The sequence below is a fragment of the Pseudofrankia coriaricola genome, assembly GCF_001854805.1.
In the GTDB taxonomy this organism is placed as follows: Bacteria; Actinomycetota; Actinomycetes; order Frankiales; family Frankiaceae; genus Pseudofrankia.
In genome coordinates this window covers 219,255-232,987 of sequence record NZ_MBLO01000125.1, presented here as the reverse complement: position 1 = coordinate 232,987, position 13,733 = coordinate 219,255, and the positions used below count along the sequence as shown (strand labels likewise).

The 13,733-nt window shown below is 68.8% G+C and carries 16 protein-coding genes; 12 read left to right on the top strand and 4 right to left on the bottom strand.

The features are described from left to right. The first annotated feature begins 180 nt into the window (after positions 1-180). The 5 genes from BCD48_RS18945 (at position 181) to BCD48_RS18925 (ending at position 3,408) form a co-directional block, all read left to right on the top strand. Positions 181-378: a hypothetical protein gene (locus tag BCD48_RS18945; RefSeq protein WP_071049737.1), complete on the top strand. Its 198-nt coding sequence runs from the start codon at positions 181-183 to the stop codon at positions 376-378. After that, the gene (locus tag BCD48_RS18940; protein WP_071049736.1) at positions 375-617 is read left to right on the top strand and encodes a hypothetical protein; all 243 of its coding nucleotides are present in this window, start codon (positions 375-377) and stop codon (positions 615-617) included. Before BCD48_RS18945 ends, BCD48_RS18940 begins: the two co-directional genes overlap by 4 nt. A 40-nt stretch (positions 618-657) precedes the next feature. Beyond that, positions 658-981 (top strand): hypothetical protein, encoded by a 324-nt coding sequence (locus tag BCD48_RS18935; RefSeq protein WP_071049735.1) that lies wholly within the window; start codon positions 658-660, stop codon positions 979-981. 6 nt (positions 982-987) lie between these two features. Further along, positions 988-1,191, top strand: coding sequence for a hypothetical protein (locus BCD48_RS18930; RefSeq protein WP_071049734.1), 204 nt, complete (start codon positions 988-990; stop codon positions 1,189-1,191). Between the two features lie 78 nt (positions 1,192-1,269). Beyond that, positions 1,270-3,408 (top strand): cell division protein FtsK, encoded by a 2,139-nt coding sequence (locus BCD48_RS18925; RefSeq protein ID WP_071049733.1) that lies wholly within the window; start codon positions 1,270-1,272, stop codon positions 3,406-3,408. A 440-nt stretch (positions 3,409-3,848) separates the two neighbouring features. On the opposite strand, the gene BCD48_RS18915 is transcribed toward BCD48_RS18925, so the two are convergent. Beyond that, a complete protein-coding gene (locus tag BCD48_RS18915) occupies positions 3,849-5,309 on the bottom strand; it encodes a recombinase family protein (protein ID WP_071049731.1) in 1,461 nt (486 codons plus the stop codon). A gap of 69 nt (positions 5,310-5,378) precedes the next feature. On the opposite strand from BCD48_RS18915, the gene BCD48_RS18910 reads away from it, so the two are divergent. Continuing rightward, positions 5,379-5,870, top strand: coding sequence for an SAM-dependent methyltransferase (locus BCD48_RS18910; protein ID WP_241841844.1), 492 nt, complete (start codon positions 5,379-5,381; stop codon positions 5,868-5,870). 101 nt (positions 5,871-5,971) lie between these two features. Here BCD48_RS18910 and BCD48_RS18905 read toward each other — a convergent pair whose 3' ends face one another. Then, a complete protein-coding gene (locus tag BCD48_RS18905; RefSeq protein WP_071049730.1) occupies positions 5,972-6,403 on the bottom strand; it encodes a zinc-binding dehydrogenase in 432 nt (143 codons plus the stop codon). Between BCD48_RS18905 and BCD48_RS18900 the strand changes: the two genes are divergently transcribed. Both BCD48_RS18900 and BCD48_RS18895 read left to right on the top strand, forming a co-directional pair. Beyond that, positions 6,384-6,734, top strand: a complete 351-nt coding sequence (locus tag BCD48_RS18900; protein ID WP_241841852.1) for a winged helix-turn-helix transcriptional regulator — start codon at positions 6,384-6,386, stop codon at positions 6,732-6,734. The genes BCD48_RS18905 and BCD48_RS18900 overlap by 20 nt on opposite strands. Before the next feature lie 184 nt (positions 6,735-6,918). Beyond that, positions 6,919-7,587, top strand: a complete 669-nt coding sequence (locus tag BCD48_RS18895) for a VOC family protein (protein ID WP_071049791.1) — start codon at positions 6,919-6,921, stop codon at positions 7,585-7,587. Between the two features lie 171 nt (positions 7,588-7,758). On the opposite strand, the gene BCD48_RS18890 is transcribed toward BCD48_RS18895, so the two are convergent. Next, entirely contained in the window at positions 7,759-8,409 is a 651-nt protein-coding gene (locus BCD48_RS18890; RefSeq protein ID WP_071049728.1) for a TetR/AcrR family transcriptional regulator, read from the bottom strand. A 78-nt stretch (positions 8,410-8,487) separates the two neighbouring features. Here BCD48_RS18890 and BCD48_RS18885 point away from each other — a divergent pair, with 78 nt between their 5' ends. The 4 genes from BCD48_RS18885 (at position 8,488) to BCD48_RS18870 (ending at position 11,636) form a co-directional block, all read left to right on the top strand. After that, the gene (locus BCD48_RS18885; protein ID WP_071049727.1) at positions 8,488-9,003 is read left to right on the top strand and encodes an ester cyclase; all 516 of its coding nucleotides are present in this window, start codon (positions 8,488-8,490) and stop codon (positions 9,001-9,003) included. Positions 9,004-9,172: 169 nt separating this feature from the next. Then, positions 9,173-10,714 carry an alpha/beta hydrolase family protein gene (locus tag BCD48_RS18880; RefSeq protein ID WP_241841843.1) on the top strand — a complete coding sequence of 514 codons (1,542 nt, stop codon included), beginning with the start codon at positions 9,173-9,175 and terminating at the stop codon, positions 10,712-10,714. Positions 10,715-10,941: 227 nt separating this feature from the next. Continuing rightward, entirely contained in the window at positions 10,942-11,196 is a 255-nt protein-coding gene (locus BCD48_RS18875) for a type II toxin-antitoxin system VapB family antitoxin (protein WP_071049726.1), read from the top strand. Beyond that, on the top strand, positions 11,193-11,636 hold the full coding sequence (locus BCD48_RS18870; RefSeq protein ID WP_071049725.1) for a type II toxin-antitoxin system VapC family toxin: 444 nt from the start codon (positions 11,193-11,195) through the stop codon (positions 11,634-11,636). Before BCD48_RS18875 ends, BCD48_RS18870 begins: the two co-directional genes overlap by 4 nt. Positions 11,637-12,299: 663 nt before the next feature. Here BCD48_RS18870 and BCD48_RS18865 read toward each other — a convergent pair. Beyond that, positions 12,300-13,382 carry an ABC transporter substrate-binding protein gene (locus tag BCD48_RS18865; RefSeq protein ID WP_157910525.1) on the bottom strand — a complete coding sequence of 361 codons (1,083 nt, stop codon included), beginning with the start codon at positions 13,380-13,382 and terminating at the stop codon, positions 12,300-12,302. Positions 13,383-13,733: the final 351 nt, after the last annotated feature.

Below are 13,733 nucleotides of genomic sequence, written 5' to 3'. Positions count from 1 at the left end.
CACCGAACGCGCACCGCTTTTGCGTCCTATTCACGCCGAGATGACGCCGTGAATTCACCGTGCTATTTCCCGTGACTTTCTCTGGCGTGTTGGGGAAAGTGGTCGTGGCGACGCCGACCGGGAAGCCCCCGGGGCCAGCGCCAACCCGTTTCTTTCCTCTTCGCATGTCGGGAGTTTGCTATGCCTCGGTACGTCTACCGTCCGTCGCTGCTGGGCCGGATTTTCCGCTGGTCCGCGGTGGTTTCCGCGCTGTATCTGTTCCTGCTGTTCCTGTCGTATCTGGCCAGCCACGCCCTAACGGCCATCGGCCCGTTTCTGGTCGTCGCCGGGCTGGTGTACGGCGTGGTTTTCGTGGTGCGCCGGGGGCGGGATCGGTGAGCTTCGCTATCGGGCTCGACCCGTTCTTCGCGGGCTCCACGTCCACGTCTCATCCGGGCTGGGTTCTGCTGTTCCCGGACGTCACGTGGTGGCTGCTGGAAACCGCATTGATCCTGGGCTTGTCGCGGCACCGGGTAAAGCCGCGCCGGGCCGGCACGGTCGTGTGGCTCGCCGTGGTGTGGCTGCTCGCATCGGCCGCGCGGTTCACACCGCAGATTCTCGCACTGACTGTCACCTAACCACAATTCCCACCTCCTTCACGCTGAGAAAGGGACATTCATGTCATCCACCGACGGTGAGACGCCGGTCGCCGCGCTCGGGCCGCTGACCTTGGAAGATCTGGCGTTGCGGTCCGAGAAGGCGTACGACGACCACATGGCGACGTACACCGCCACCGAGGTTCTGCACAAGGCGTTCATGGCTACCCCGGCATACGACCAGGACGTCGTCGACATTGTCGACGCGGCCTATCTCCTTATCCGGGAATACCGCGTGAAGACCAAGCAGGAATGGCGCACCGCCTCCCGTGAATGGGCCACCGCGGCGGGGGTTGAAATCCCACCGGAGTTGCCCGACACCTTCGACGACGAGGGCGAGGTCTAATCCGCAATGCAAACCACGATCGTCATTCTTCTCGGGCTTCTGCTCATCGTGTCTCTGCTCGCGCCCCGGCTACGCGCTCGTAGCCTCGTGCCGCTCGTGTGCATTCTGCTCGGCTGGTTCTGGGCCGGCTCGGGTTTCGTCCCCACCCTCACCGAGGTGGGCACGGCTATCCGGGATTTCTTCCGGTCGCTCCCGATCCACTGGAGCTAACACCACCCGTTTCGCAGGCGAGCGCGCCCCGCCGTCCCGGCGGGGCGCGCCGCCCCCCTTCTTTGCGGAGTTCTCGCCATGCCCGAAGACCATCTCCCCGTGCCCGTCGAACGGACGGGCTGGGTTCCCGACATCCCCGCCGTACTCGCCGAACTCGACACCATCCGTGGGCGTGACCGTAGCTTTGAATGGGCACTCGATGATCCGGCCCCGGATGGTGCGCCGGTGCCGGTCGATCCCGCCCCGCCCGGCGCGGTCGACGTCACCCGGCGCCCGGTCATCCCGCCGAGCCTGCGCCGGGGCCAGCGCGCCGCGATCGCTCGGCACGTCGGCGGCCGGTGGGCGCACGCCAGCGCCTATCACGCCGTCCGCGTCCCCTGGTACCTCGTGGTGATCGTCCAATCGGCCGTCATCGGCGCCGTCAGGCTCGCCGTGCGGCTCACCCGGTGGTGGGCACACGCCGAGTCCGCTCCGGCCCGTCAGGCTGCCGCTGAGAGCCGCGACGCGGCCGTGTGGCTACGTCTGGACCGCGAGGTTCGCGCCACCCGTCGTAGCCGTACCGTGATCGTCCTAGCTGCCGCCGGCGGCGCGTTGACGGTGCTGGCCGTGTTCGGGTCGGTGGTCGGTCCGCCGACGCGGCCCGGATGGCTGCCCCTATGGCTACCGCTCGTCGCGGCGCTGGCCTATGCCGGCCGTCCGGCGGGACGGCCACTGATCGGCGCGGCGATCGTGGCGCCACGGTTCCGCAAGCTGTCCGCCGATATCGTGCTCCGCGCCTACTACGCGGCGAAGCTCGGCGCGGACAAGGACGACCAGCGCATCACGTTCGGCTCACCCATGGCCCGCGACGGCGACGGTTCCCGCGTCACCGTGGACCTTCCCTATGGGAAGGGCTTCACCGACGCGGTCAAGGCCCACGGCGCGATCGCGTCCGGGCTCGACGTGGCCGTCAGTCAGGTCTTTCTCACTCGCGATCCAAGCTCGCACCGCCGACACGTTCTGTGGGTGGCCGACCGTGACCCGCTCGCCATTCCCGCCGGACGCACCCCGATCCTGCGCGGCCAACCCACCGACATCTGGACCCCCGCCCCGTTCGGGCTCGACGAACGCGGCCGGCTCGTCACGATCGATCTTCTGTGGCAATCGATCCTCGTGGGTGCCCAGCCACGGCAGGGAAAGACGTTCTCGCTCCGCGCGCTGGGACTGTTCGCCGCACTAGACCCCTACGTGAAGCTCACCGTTGCGGACGGGGCCGGTAAGCCCGACTGGCGTCCCTTCCGCGCCATCGCGGATCGGGCGGTGTTCGGTCTGGCGCCGAGCCGTGACGGCGATCCGATCGAAATTCTCATCGACACGTTGCGGGAGATCCGTGACGACGTCCAGGCCCGATATCTGACCCTGTCGGACCTGCCCGCCGAACTTGTCCCCGAAGGAAAGCTCACCCGCGACATTGCCCGCGACCCGCGTTACCGCATGCCCGTTCGTATGGTTCTGTTGGACGAGTTCCAGGAGTTCTTCGCGACCGGAACGCCAGCGGCGGATGCCGAAATCGCGACGCTTCTCGTCTATCTGATCCGGGTTGCCCCGGCGGCCGGTGTCATCATCGGAAGCGCCACGCAACGGCCCTCCGGGATCGGGAGCGGCGACGTAGCGAAGAAGTTCACGGACTACCGCGACAACCACATCGTGCGTTTCTCACTGCGCACGGGATCGTGGCAGGTCTCGGACCTTGTGCTCGGCGCGGGCGCTTTCAGTGAAGGGCTCGACTCGTCGACCTTGACCGCCGACCACAAGGGCGTGGGAATCCTGCGCGGGGCGAGTGAGGAAAGCCCGACCGTGCGGACGTTCCTCGCGGACGCACAAGACGCGGAACACCTCACCGCCCTAGGCCGGACGTTGCGCCACCACGCCGGAACGCTCACCGGGCAGGCTGCCGGAGAAACGATCCGCCGCGACGAGCGCGACGTTCTCACCGATGCGGTATCCGTGTTCGCGGACGGCGCGCCGGGGCTGCACTGGAGCGATCTTGCCGCCCGGCTCGCGACCGCCTATCCGGAGCACTACCGCGACGTCACCGCCGAAGTGATCAGCGCCCAGCTACGCGCGCTCGGCGTGCCGAGCGTCGCGGTCCGCCGCGATGGACAGGTCCAAAAGGGCGCCCGCATCGCCGCGATCCGCGACGCCCAACAGCGCCGGATCGGCGGCGGCGGGGGGTAACCGCCAGCCGGGGGTGTAACCCACGAGTTTGCACCCCCGGTTACCCCCACACCCCACCTGAGCAGCACCAACACCACCCGTAACAGGTAACCGCGACCCGTCCCCGCAGCCCGAAACGGCCGAAAACGCGGCTCTGGGCAGCCAGCACGCCGTTACCCGTTACCTCCCAGCCGGGACACCACCCCCATCCCCGCACGGCGCTGAGAGGAAGCCACCGTGACCGCGCCACAGCCCGCAGACGACGCCCCCAGCGTCCCGCAGGACGGCCCGCGACCAACCGGCGAGCCTCCCGGCGACGCTGACGCCCGCCCGCGCGACGCGACCGTGGTGGTTCTGTCGGCCCGTGACGTCAGGCTCCCGGACGTGCTCCGGCATCTCGAAGCCGGACGGACCGTTCTTATCGTTTCCGCTCCCGACGAACCACCGGGCGACGCAGGTAGCTAGGCCGGGCCTTGTAGCGTCGCGTGCGCCCCTTCTCGGCGGAAGCACAGCCCGTTACCCAGATCCACGACATCGGCCACGCCACTGGCGCCCGTGAATCCCGTACCCACCGTGATTCCCCACTGCCCGCCATGCTCGGACAGCGCCAACCCCCACGACTGTCTGATAGCGCGGACCATTCCCCGCTTCACCTCAATGTCACCAGCCGCCCACATCTGGCCGACCGTCTGCCCGGTTTCCGCGTAGTCGTACACGTCAGGGACAACCACGAATCCATCGATCGCCACCCGCAGGGCCTTGCGCGTGGCGACCAACTTGTCTAGCTCGTCGTCGTCGTCCGTCACGGAAAGACGGCTTTGAATCCTGGCGAGTTCCGCCCGCATCTCGTCCAGTTCGTGAGAGTTCCCCGCAACGCGCTGGAACGCCAGAACCGGTGTCGCGTCGCCGGACAGCATCGCATCGATGACGTCGATCACGGGCCGGGCGTCACAGCCGGTGAAAACACCGCACGCCTTACGCTGCTTCGCGTGGCCACCACACCGAAGCTTCGGAGCGCGTGGGTTTCCCGCCGGAGTCCGGCCGCCGTGAACGTGCAGCTTCGCACCGCACGACGGGCACCCGAGAACACCGCTCAACCAGTTAGCGGGCTGCGCCACCGGACGGCCACCCTTGTTCCCCCGCGCGTCCGTCATGTTCGCGGCAATCACGTTGTTCGCACGCCACCACAACGGCGAATCGACCACCGGGGCAACCTGATGCCCCCATACCTCGGTCTCGCCCTCATGCGTATACCGGCATTCCACCACCCCCGTGTGGTTCGCGGGAAACCGCACAAGGTTCTTCACCGACGCCGGGTACAGATCATAAGCGCGAGCGATCGACTGTAGGGACTCACGGTCAGCGACACGCTCGTAAATATCCCTGACCGCGTCCGGGTTGGCACAGTACGCCTGCTTCGCGTAACGATCACCACGAGTCACCCAGAACGCGGGCAGTGGGCCGTGATGCCCACCGTTCGCGATAATCATGGAAATTCCGCGATACGTCGTCCGCCGTACCGTCTGGGACTTCTCCGAGTTCGCGTGCTGCGCGACCAGAGTGACAATACGGCCGGCAAAATCCGTCTTACCGAACTGAGGCTCAGCAACCGAGATGACGTCACCACCCGCCGACCGAATACCCAGCAGAATCTCCGCCTGCGCATCCAGATCGTCACGACGGTCAAGCCGGGACGACTCGGTAACCAGAAGAGCCGAATAGTCACCACGCGCCATATCGGCGATCACCTCACGCAGCGCCGGTTCCTGCGCCCCGTGACTGGCCGAGTACCCGTGCAGCCGGAACCACTTGACGATCGTGATACCGCGCTGCGCGGACTCCTCCGTAAGGATCTTGACCTGCGACGTCTCATCCTGGCTGCCCGTGGACACCCGGACAAATCCCGCGCCTAGCTCGCCCACTGTCCCATCCTAGGTGTCGGTGCCGATCTCCGTCACCGTGCACACTACCCGACATTCTACGACCCGATCGTGCTTGCGCACGCCCGTGCCCTCTTGACCAGCAACATGCAGGGGCGCACCGCCTACGTCGATGCGGACGTCCGCGAACCGGGGCGCATCCTCACCGCGCCGGAGCTGCTCGACACGCTCGACCTGACCCGCCCGGTCGCCCTCTCCCTCGTCGCGATCCTGCACTTCGTCTCCGACGAGGACGGCGCCTACGAGGTCGTCCGCGAGCTGGTGGCCGCGCTGCCCGCCGGCAGCTACCTGATGCTCAGCAGCCTCACCGCCGACTACAACCCCGCCTCGGTGAACACCGCGGTCGGCGTGTACCACGCGCAGGGCCTTACCTGCGTGGCGCGCGGTCGCGACGCGTTCGTCCGTTTCTTCGACGGCCTCGACATCGTCGAGCCCGGCCCGACGCCAACGCATCTCTGGCGTCCCGACACGACCGCCCCGCCCAGCCTGGAGGCGGAGGCCGGCGGCAACATCATCTACGCCGCGGTCGCCCGCAAGGCCTAGCGCCGCGACAGCAAGCGTCCGCCTACTCGCGGCCACCCTCTGTTATCCGCGGCTGGCAGGGGTCATGTGACCTCCTCCCGGGTCTGGATGGGCGTCCGGCGCTACGGGAGCAGCACGATCTTGCCCTGAGTGCGGCCGGTCTCGATGAGTTCGTGTGCCTTGGCGGCCCCGGCGAGCGGCAGGGTCTGGCCCACGTCCACCCGGAGGGCGCCGCGGGCAACCAGCTCGGTGAGGTGCCGAAGGTCGTCGCCGGAGCGTTTGACCCCGAACTGCGCGAAGCGCAGGCCTCGGTGGGCGGCGAGTGCGCGGACCTGGGCGCGGTCCGGTCCCGTACCGCGTACGTCGATGAGCACGCCGCCGGCTGCCAGGACGTCCAGCGAACGCGGACCGTATTCCTCGGCCATCGGGTCGATCACCACGTCGATCTCGCGCAGCACCGCGGCGAAGTCGACGCTGGTGTAGTCGACCAGTTCGTCGGCGCCCAGCTCGCGCAGGAACGCCTGCTTGGCGACCGTGCTCGAGGTACTGGCCAACAAGTGGGCGCTCTACGTGTTGTCCGCCCTGCGGCGCGCTGACGGGCCGATGCGCTTCAACGAGCTGCGCCGGCTGCTCGGCGACATCACGCAGAAGATGCTCACCCAGACACTGAAGACCCTCGAGCGTGACGGGCTCGTATCGCGCACCGTCTACCCGACGGTCCCGCCCCGCGTCGAGTACGCGCTGACCGAGCTCGGCATCGATGTCGGCAAGCTGACCGACGCCGTCGGCGAGTGGGCGGTGGTTCACGCTCCAGAGATCATCGCCGCCAGAGGGCTTTACGACCAGCGCGCCAGCCAGCCCCCGGTGCCCATGACCATGACCTAACCCGGCCACGGCCGCGCGGGCGGGAAGCCAGGCGAGGTCCGTGACGGCACGCGCCTCGTGGGCGTACCGAAACGCGGCCCGGGGACACCCCCGGCGGGACACAGAGGTCGCCATCCGGGAGGGCGACCAGATCGGTCAGGAATGGAGAAGCGTTCGGTAGCGGGCCGCACCTAGCGTGACCGGCATGGCTTCCATCGAATCCGTCACCCTTGAGGTGACCGACCCGACCGCCGCCAGCCGCTTCTACAGCGACGCCTTCGACCTGGACGAGCAGATCTGCCTCCGGGCGGCGGAGACACCGACGACCGGCTTCCGCGGTTTCACGTTGTCGCTCACGGTGTCCCAGCCGGCCAACGTCGACAGCCTCATCGGCACGGCCCTCGAGGCTGGCGCGTCATCGCTGAAGCCGGTGACGAAATCGTTCTGGGGCTACGGCGGCGTCGTCCAGGCCCCGGACGGGACCATCTGGAAGATCGCGTCCTCGGCGAAGAAGGACACCGGCCCGGCCAGCCGGCAGATCGAGCAGATCGTGCTCCTGCTCGGAGTCGCCGACGTCGCGGCGAGCAAGCGGTTCTACGTCAACCACGGCCTCGCTGTGGGGAAGAGCTTCGGCCGCATGTACGTCGAGTTCGACACCCCGTCCAGTCCCGTCAAGCTGGCGCTCTACCGGCGCCGCGCACTCGCGAAGGACGCCGGCGTCTCTCCCGACGGGACCGGATCGCACCGGCTCGTGATCGCCGGCGATTCCGAACCTTTCACCGATCCGGACGGGTTCGCGTGGCAGACCTCGGCGGCATCCCCTTCCCAGACCCGTCTTTCCGAAGGTCAGCTGAACCGCGTCGCGGCCGAATAAGCCGGAGGCGCCCTTCCGGGCAGGACTTCTGTCCGCATCCCTGACGCGATGAGGTCCGCTGGCAGTCGTCGAGCGGGCCCCCGCCCTGGGGAACAGCCCTCGGCGTCGAACGTCGGCTCTCCGGCGCCGCGGACATGATTGTGCGGGACTGTCCGGCCGACTTCTGCCCGGTCAGGTCAGGCTGGTGACCAGGGTGTCGGCGAGCCAGCGTTCGTAGTCGTCGTGGGACCAGCCGCGTTCCACGACGAGGAGGCGGTACAGGTCGGGTGAGATGAGCGCCCAGACCGTGTCGCGGGCGAGGCCGAGGTCGAGGCCGGGGCGCAGGCCGCCGATTTCGGCGAGGTGGGTGACCATGACGGTGGCGCCGGTCAGGCGCTCCAGGTCGGTGGTCGCGGCCAGCGCCTCGAGGTCGGGGTCGCCGCCGCTGCGCGCCCCGGCCAGCAGCACGCCCGTCAGTGGTCCGATCCGCTCGCCCAGTGACCGGGCGATGGCGGCGTAGCGGCGCAGTTTCGACGCCGGGTCGGGGTCGGCGCGTAGTGCCTTGAGCTCCGGACGGTCCACCAGGGGAACGGGTTCGTCGTCGCCGACCAGAGCGACGTCGTAGACGGCCTTGACCAGGGCCGCCTTGGTGCCGAACGCCTTGTAGACGGTCTCGACGGAGACGCCGGCGGCGCGGGCGATGTCGGTCATCGTGGTGGCCCGGTAGCCCTGGGCCAGCAGCAGGTCATGGGCGGCGGTGACGATCTGCCGACGGTTGCGCCGCGCCTGTTCGGCCCGGCCCCGGTTGTCGTATCCGCGACGAGTCTTGGCGCGATCCTCCATGGTTCCTTACTGTCCTCCAGTAACGAATACAGACGGCATGTCTTCGAATCTGGAGACTAGACCACCACGAGGTGACCCATGCAAGGCACACTCTCGCTCACGGCGCTGGCGCGACGCAGCATCGAGATCATGGCGACCGGCGACTTCGACGACTTCGTCGAGGTCGTGCACCCGCTGGCCACCAACCGGGAGGCGGAGCAGGAGCCGCCGGCCTGCCGAGGCCAGGGACCGGAAGCCTTCTTCGCCACTGCCCAGTGGCTGCGGCGCTCCTACGCCGACCTGCACTGGCAGGTGCACGACGCGGTGGAACAGGACGACGTCGTGGCGCTGCACTGCACGATGAGCGGCCGGCACGTCGAGCCGTTCGTCGCCTACGACGCCGAGGGGCGCGTCGAGCGGGCCTTCCCGCCGACCGGGCGGCGTTTCGCCACCACGCAGACGCACTGGTTCCGCATCGCCGAAGGGAAGGTCATCGAGCACTGGGCCAACCGCGACGACCTGGGCACCGCCACCCAGCTGGGCTGGGTCCCGCCGACGCCGGCCTACCTGGTCCGCTCGGCCCGGGCCACCCGCCGCGCCCGCCGGGCCGCGTAGACGATCTGCCGGTAGCACGAGCGGGGCAGCGCTGCTAGCCTCACCGGATTCCTTTAGTTGATTCAACCTGGTGAACCCGGCACGTCTCGCCTGGCTCTGGCCGTCAGAGGTGCGGATGATGGCACGTCCCAACCGGCTTCCTCCTCGACGTCTTCCTCCTCGACGTCCAGTGCGGCTGGCGGGTGCGGTCCTCACCCTGCTGGCGCTCGTCTCCTGCGGCGGCTCCGGTGCTTCGGCCCCGCAGTCGCCGCGGCCCGTCGCCGCCGGCGCCGCGCCGGCCGCCGCGGGCACAGGTCCGGTGATGGCCGCCAGAACGGTGAAGGTGGCGTCGCTCGACGGCACCCAGATCGTGACGCACTTCTTTCCGGCCACCGGCCTGCGGGCCGGTGGCCGCGCTCCCACCGTGCTGGACGGCCCCGGCTGGGGCCAGCCTGGTGAGACCGACCCGGCGACGGGCAGCGTCGCGCCGCTGGTGGCCGCCGGCTACAACGTCGTGACATGGGATCCGCGCGGATTCGGCGGGTCCGGCGGAACCGCGCACACCGACTACGCACCGTTCGAGGGCCGCGACGTGACCGCGCTGGTGGCCTGGCTTGCCCGGCAGCCGGAGACGCAGCTCGACGCGACCGGTGATCCTCGGGTCGGCATGGTCGGGAGCAGCTACGGCGGGGGAATCCAGTTCATCGCGGCGGCGTCCGATCCGCGCATCGACGCGATCGTCCCGGCCATCGCGTGGCATTCCCTACCGGAGAGCCTCTATCCCGATGGCGCGAACAAGGCCGGTTGGGCCGGCCTGCTGTGCCAGATCGGCCAGAGCGGCAAGAACCGCCTCGACACGCATGTGATCGACTCGTGCCGGTCGGCCACCGCCTTCGGCCAGCCATCGACAGAGATCATGGACTGGTATGCCGACCACGGCCCGGCGTCGCTGCTCGGGAAGATCCGCGTGCCGACGCTGATCATCCAGGGCACCGTGGACACGCTCTTCCCGCTCGCCCAGGGCGTCGAGAACTACCAGGCGCTGCGCGGCCGGGTGCCGCTGAAGATGGTCTGGTTCTGCGGCGGCCACGGCGAGTGCCTGACGAATCCCGGGCCGTCCGACCACACCGAGCAGCTCACGATCAGCTGGCTCGACCGATACCTCAGGCAACGGCAGGGCACGGCGACCGGCCCGGGGTTCGAGTACGTCGACGACACCGGTACCTGGTACGGCGCCGACTCGTTCCCGCTCGCCGCCACCGGCTCGCTCACCGCCACCGGCCAGGGCGTTCTCACCCTCGACCCGAGCGTGACGTCCGGGTCGGCGACCGCCGCGGCGCCGGCCGCCGCCGGCACGGCCGTCGAGGCCGCCGTCCCGCCGCCGTCGGCCCCGGGCGCGATCGTCGGCGCGCCCAGACTCATGGTCGACTACCACGGCACCGCGGAACCGGCCGGGGCGGTCGTGTACGCCCAGCTGGTGGACGCCGACCGGCACGTCGTCGTCGACAACCAGGCGGTCCCGGTCCAGCTCCGCCTCGACGGGCAGCAGCACAGCGTCAGCGTCGACCTCGCCACGGTGGCGTGGCACGTGACCCCCGGCAGCCACCTGGCCCTGCAGGTGGTCGCCGGATCGGCCCTGTTCGCGCCGCAGACCTCCCGGGGCAGCGTCTCGCTCTCGCTGTCCCTGACCGTCCCGCTGGCGAAGGCCGGCACCCCCGTTCAGGCCTCCTGACCGCCCGCCCGCGATGGGTGGAGGCTCGGGCCTCAGGCAAGATTCCTGAGGTGGTGCCGGGTCGAGTACTGTTTGACCCGGCACTGCCGGTATCGGCTCGGAGGGCCCGGCTCCGAGGTACCGCGAGGTGCGCGGCATCGCGCGGATCGGCATACCTGTCATCAGGCCTTCAGGACAGTGCCAACCTAGGCTGCCCGCCTGGAGTATGGGAATATGGGAGGACGCGTATGGTCAGCAGTATGAAGACGACCGTCGACCTGCCGGATGCGCTCGTTCGCGAAGCGCAGGACGTGGCCCGCGCTGAGGGCACCACGCTGCGGGCTCTTCTCGAGGACGGCCTCCGCGCCGTACTCGCGCGGCGCCGTTCCACGGCCCGGTTCGAGCTGCCGGACGCGTCCGTGGACGGCGACGGCGTGCGCCAGGAGTTCCGTGGCGCCAGCTGGGACGACCTCCGCGCTGCGGTCTACGGTGACCGCGCATGATCGCGGTCGACACCAACATCCTCATTTATGCACACCGCCGCGATTCGCCATTCTACGAGCCTGCGGCGCGTGTCGTCCGCGACCTGGCGCAGTCCAACGCGGCCTGGTCCATCCCGTGGCCCTGTGTGCACGAGTTCTATTCAGTAGCGACCCACGCCCGGATCTACGATCCGCCCAGCCGGCCAGATCAGGCCATCACGCAAGTTGAGGCATGGCTCGGTTCCCCATCGCTGGTGCTTCTCCACGAGGGCGCTACCTACTGGCCGACTTTGCGCGCAATGCTCGAATCCGGGAAGGTCCAAGGGCCTATGGTCCACGACGCTCGTATCGCCGCGCTGTGTCGTGCAAACGGCGTCCGAGAGCTTTGGAGCGCCGATCGAGACTTCGGCCGGTTCCCGGACCTGACCGTGCGTAATCCGCTCGTCGTCGGCGGACGTTGAGGGCCAGAACCGATCGGCCCGAAGCTCTTAGAATTACCGTTTGCCAGCAAGTGACAAGCTGAGGTCAAGCATGATGCACGGCGGGCCGCGCGACCGCCTGCCCGTGGCCCAGCAGTTGCGCTCGCCTACATGTTGACCGCCGTGTTGGGCCACCCACCGCCTCCTGCCGACCACTCAGAACCCGGCTGTGAAGGCCGCGGTGGCCATCGAGGATTGCGGCTCCGAACCTGCCTGCCGAGCACGGCCAAGGGGGTTCGGACGGACCATACGGACGTCGGGTATGCCTCCAGCGGAGTCCGCTCAGTGGCATACCCGACGCTCGCACGTCGCGGGAGACAAGAGATCTCAGGCCGGCGATACCGCTACTGCGCCCTCGGCGGTGGCCGGCCGGCGTCAGCTCCTCGCGGGCGTGTCGACGGTGACGGGGTGACCGGCGGCGGCGGAGACGGCGTCGTGCACGGTGACCGATCGCCACGGCGAGACCGCTGACGGACCCCGCCCGGCGGAGGGCCTCGCGCCCGGCGGGGCACGGGCCGGCCTGGGCGGCGGGCTGACCCGTCACCCGTCACCCGTCACCGGTGACGGGTCGTCGCCCGAGGCGGGCATCCCGGCCGGGGCCGGCCGTTCACCGCCTCGGGCGACGCGTCCGGCCTCAGGCAGTCGTCATCCAGAGGTCAGCGCCTTGAAATGCGCGCGGAAGTCCGCGACCGCGGTCGGCGTGAGCTTGGTCAGGTCGGGCACACGCACGTCCGCGACGTAGGCGACGCTGCCCGGGATGTTCCGCATGATGGAGGCGGCCTTGTACGCGATGGCCTCCTGGCCCTCCTGGCTGATGTAGAAGTTGGCGAGCAGCTGCGCCGCGTTGGGGTGTGGAGCCTTGGCGACGATGCTGCTGTAGAACCGGGCACCCCACGCGGGCTTGGGGATGAGGTAGTCGACGGGCGCCCCGTTCTTCTTCTCATCGGTGAGGGCCTGGGTCGCCAGGGCGGCGCTGATCTGCCCGCTGGTGAGGCTCTGCGCGAGGGGCAGGACGCTCGGGAAGATCTGTGGCTTGCTCTTCAGGACGTCGTCGACGAACGCGGCGCCGTTCTGCTCCTGCAGGTAGAAGTAGAAGTCCACCACCGAGGGCGAGGCGGCCGGGTCGGGAACACCGATCTTGCCCTTGAGCTTCGGGTCGAGAAGATCCTTGTAGCTCTTCAGCCCATTCGGGACGGACTGCGTGTTCCAGGAGAGGGCGAAGACCGCCGCGCTGGTCACGAACGAACCGCTCGGGGTCATGTTGGCCGTTGTGTCGTAGGTGTCGTTGGTGAAGCTCGGACCGGTCGGCTTGGTGAACCAGCCGGCCTCGCCCTTTGCCTTGACGTAGGCGCTGTCGGTGATGGTGACGACATCGGCGATCGCGTTGCTGCCGTGCTCGGCGTCGAGCTTCGCCTCGGCCGGCGCGTCGGTTATGCGCAGCACGTCGACCTTGATGCCGTACGCCTTCTGGAAGCGTTTGGCCAGGTCCTGCAGCTGGTCGGTGCCCTGGGCGGAATAGAGGGTAACCGAGCCTTCCTTCTTAGCGGCGTCGATGACGGCCTGCCACTGCGGGCTCACTGGCGCGGAGCTGGCCGCGCCAGACTGTGCCGCGCCTGGCTGGCCGCTCGCGTCGCCGCTGCCGCCGCCACAGGCGCTGACCAGGGCCACCACCGCCACGGCCGCGGGCAGCGACCGTAACAAGCACCGCCGAAGCCGAGAGCGTGCCATCAGACCTCCTTCAAGTCCGTGGGACGCGCGGGCCATCGCGGCCACTCCGCCCCACCCCACCCGGAACTGAACTGACTTCAGTTTGGTAGGCGAGACAATAGGGTGGATCTCGTCTTGTGACAACAGTCACGGTCCCTGCTCGCCCTGTTGGCGGGATCGGCTCATGGTCACGACCGTCCTGTCCTGGGATGACCGTCAAGGTGATCTGTCGGGCAACCCTGGCTTGACCGAGTTCCTCATGATAATAACGCTCCTGTGAGCGCGGTCTCACCCGCCAGGGCCGATCCGAGGTGACCGGTCCCGGTGACCGCCCACGGCGTTCTCGCCGGCACGCAAGGAGGTTCCCATGGA

Coding starts and splice junctions, on each gene's coding strand:
- BCD48_RS18885 (WP_071049727.1), top strand. CDS start 8,488: ATGCAAGGCACACTCTCGCTCACGGCGCTGGCGCGACGCAGCATCGAG.
- BCD48_RS18895 (WP_071049791.1), top strand. CDS start 6,919: ATGGCTTCCATCGAATCCGTCACCCTTGAGGTGACCGACCCGACCGCC.
- BCD48_RS18945 (WP_071049737.1), top strand. CDS start 181: ATGCCTCGGTACGTCTACCGTCCGTCGCTGCTGGGCCGGATTTTCCGC.
- BCD48_RS18875 (WP_071049726.1), top strand. CDS start 10,942: ATGGTCAGCAGTATGAAGACGACCGTCGACCTGCCGGATGCGCTCGTT.
- BCD48_RS18870 (WP_071049725.1), top strand. CDS start 11,193: ATGATCGCGGTCGACACCAACATCCTCATTTATGCACACCGCCGCGAT.
- BCD48_RS18890 (WP_071049728.1), bottom strand. CDS start 8,409: ATGGAGGATCGCGCCAAGACTCGTCGCGGATACGACAACCGGGGCCGG.
- BCD48_RS18930 (WP_071049734.1), top strand. CDS start 988: ATGCAAACCACGATCGTCATTCTTCTCGGGCTTCTGCTCATCGTGTCT.
- BCD48_RS18925 (WP_071049733.1), top strand. CDS start 1,270: ATGCCCGAAGACCATCTCCCCGTGCCCGTCGAACGGACGGGCTGGGTT.
- BCD48_RS18935 (WP_071049735.1), top strand. CDS start 658: ATGTCATCCACCGACGGTGAGACGCCGGTCGCCGCGCTCGGGCCGCTG.
- BCD48_RS18865 (WP_157910525.1), bottom strand. CDS start 13,382: ATGGCACGCTCTCGGCTTCGGCGGTGCTTGTTACGGTCGCTGCCCGCG.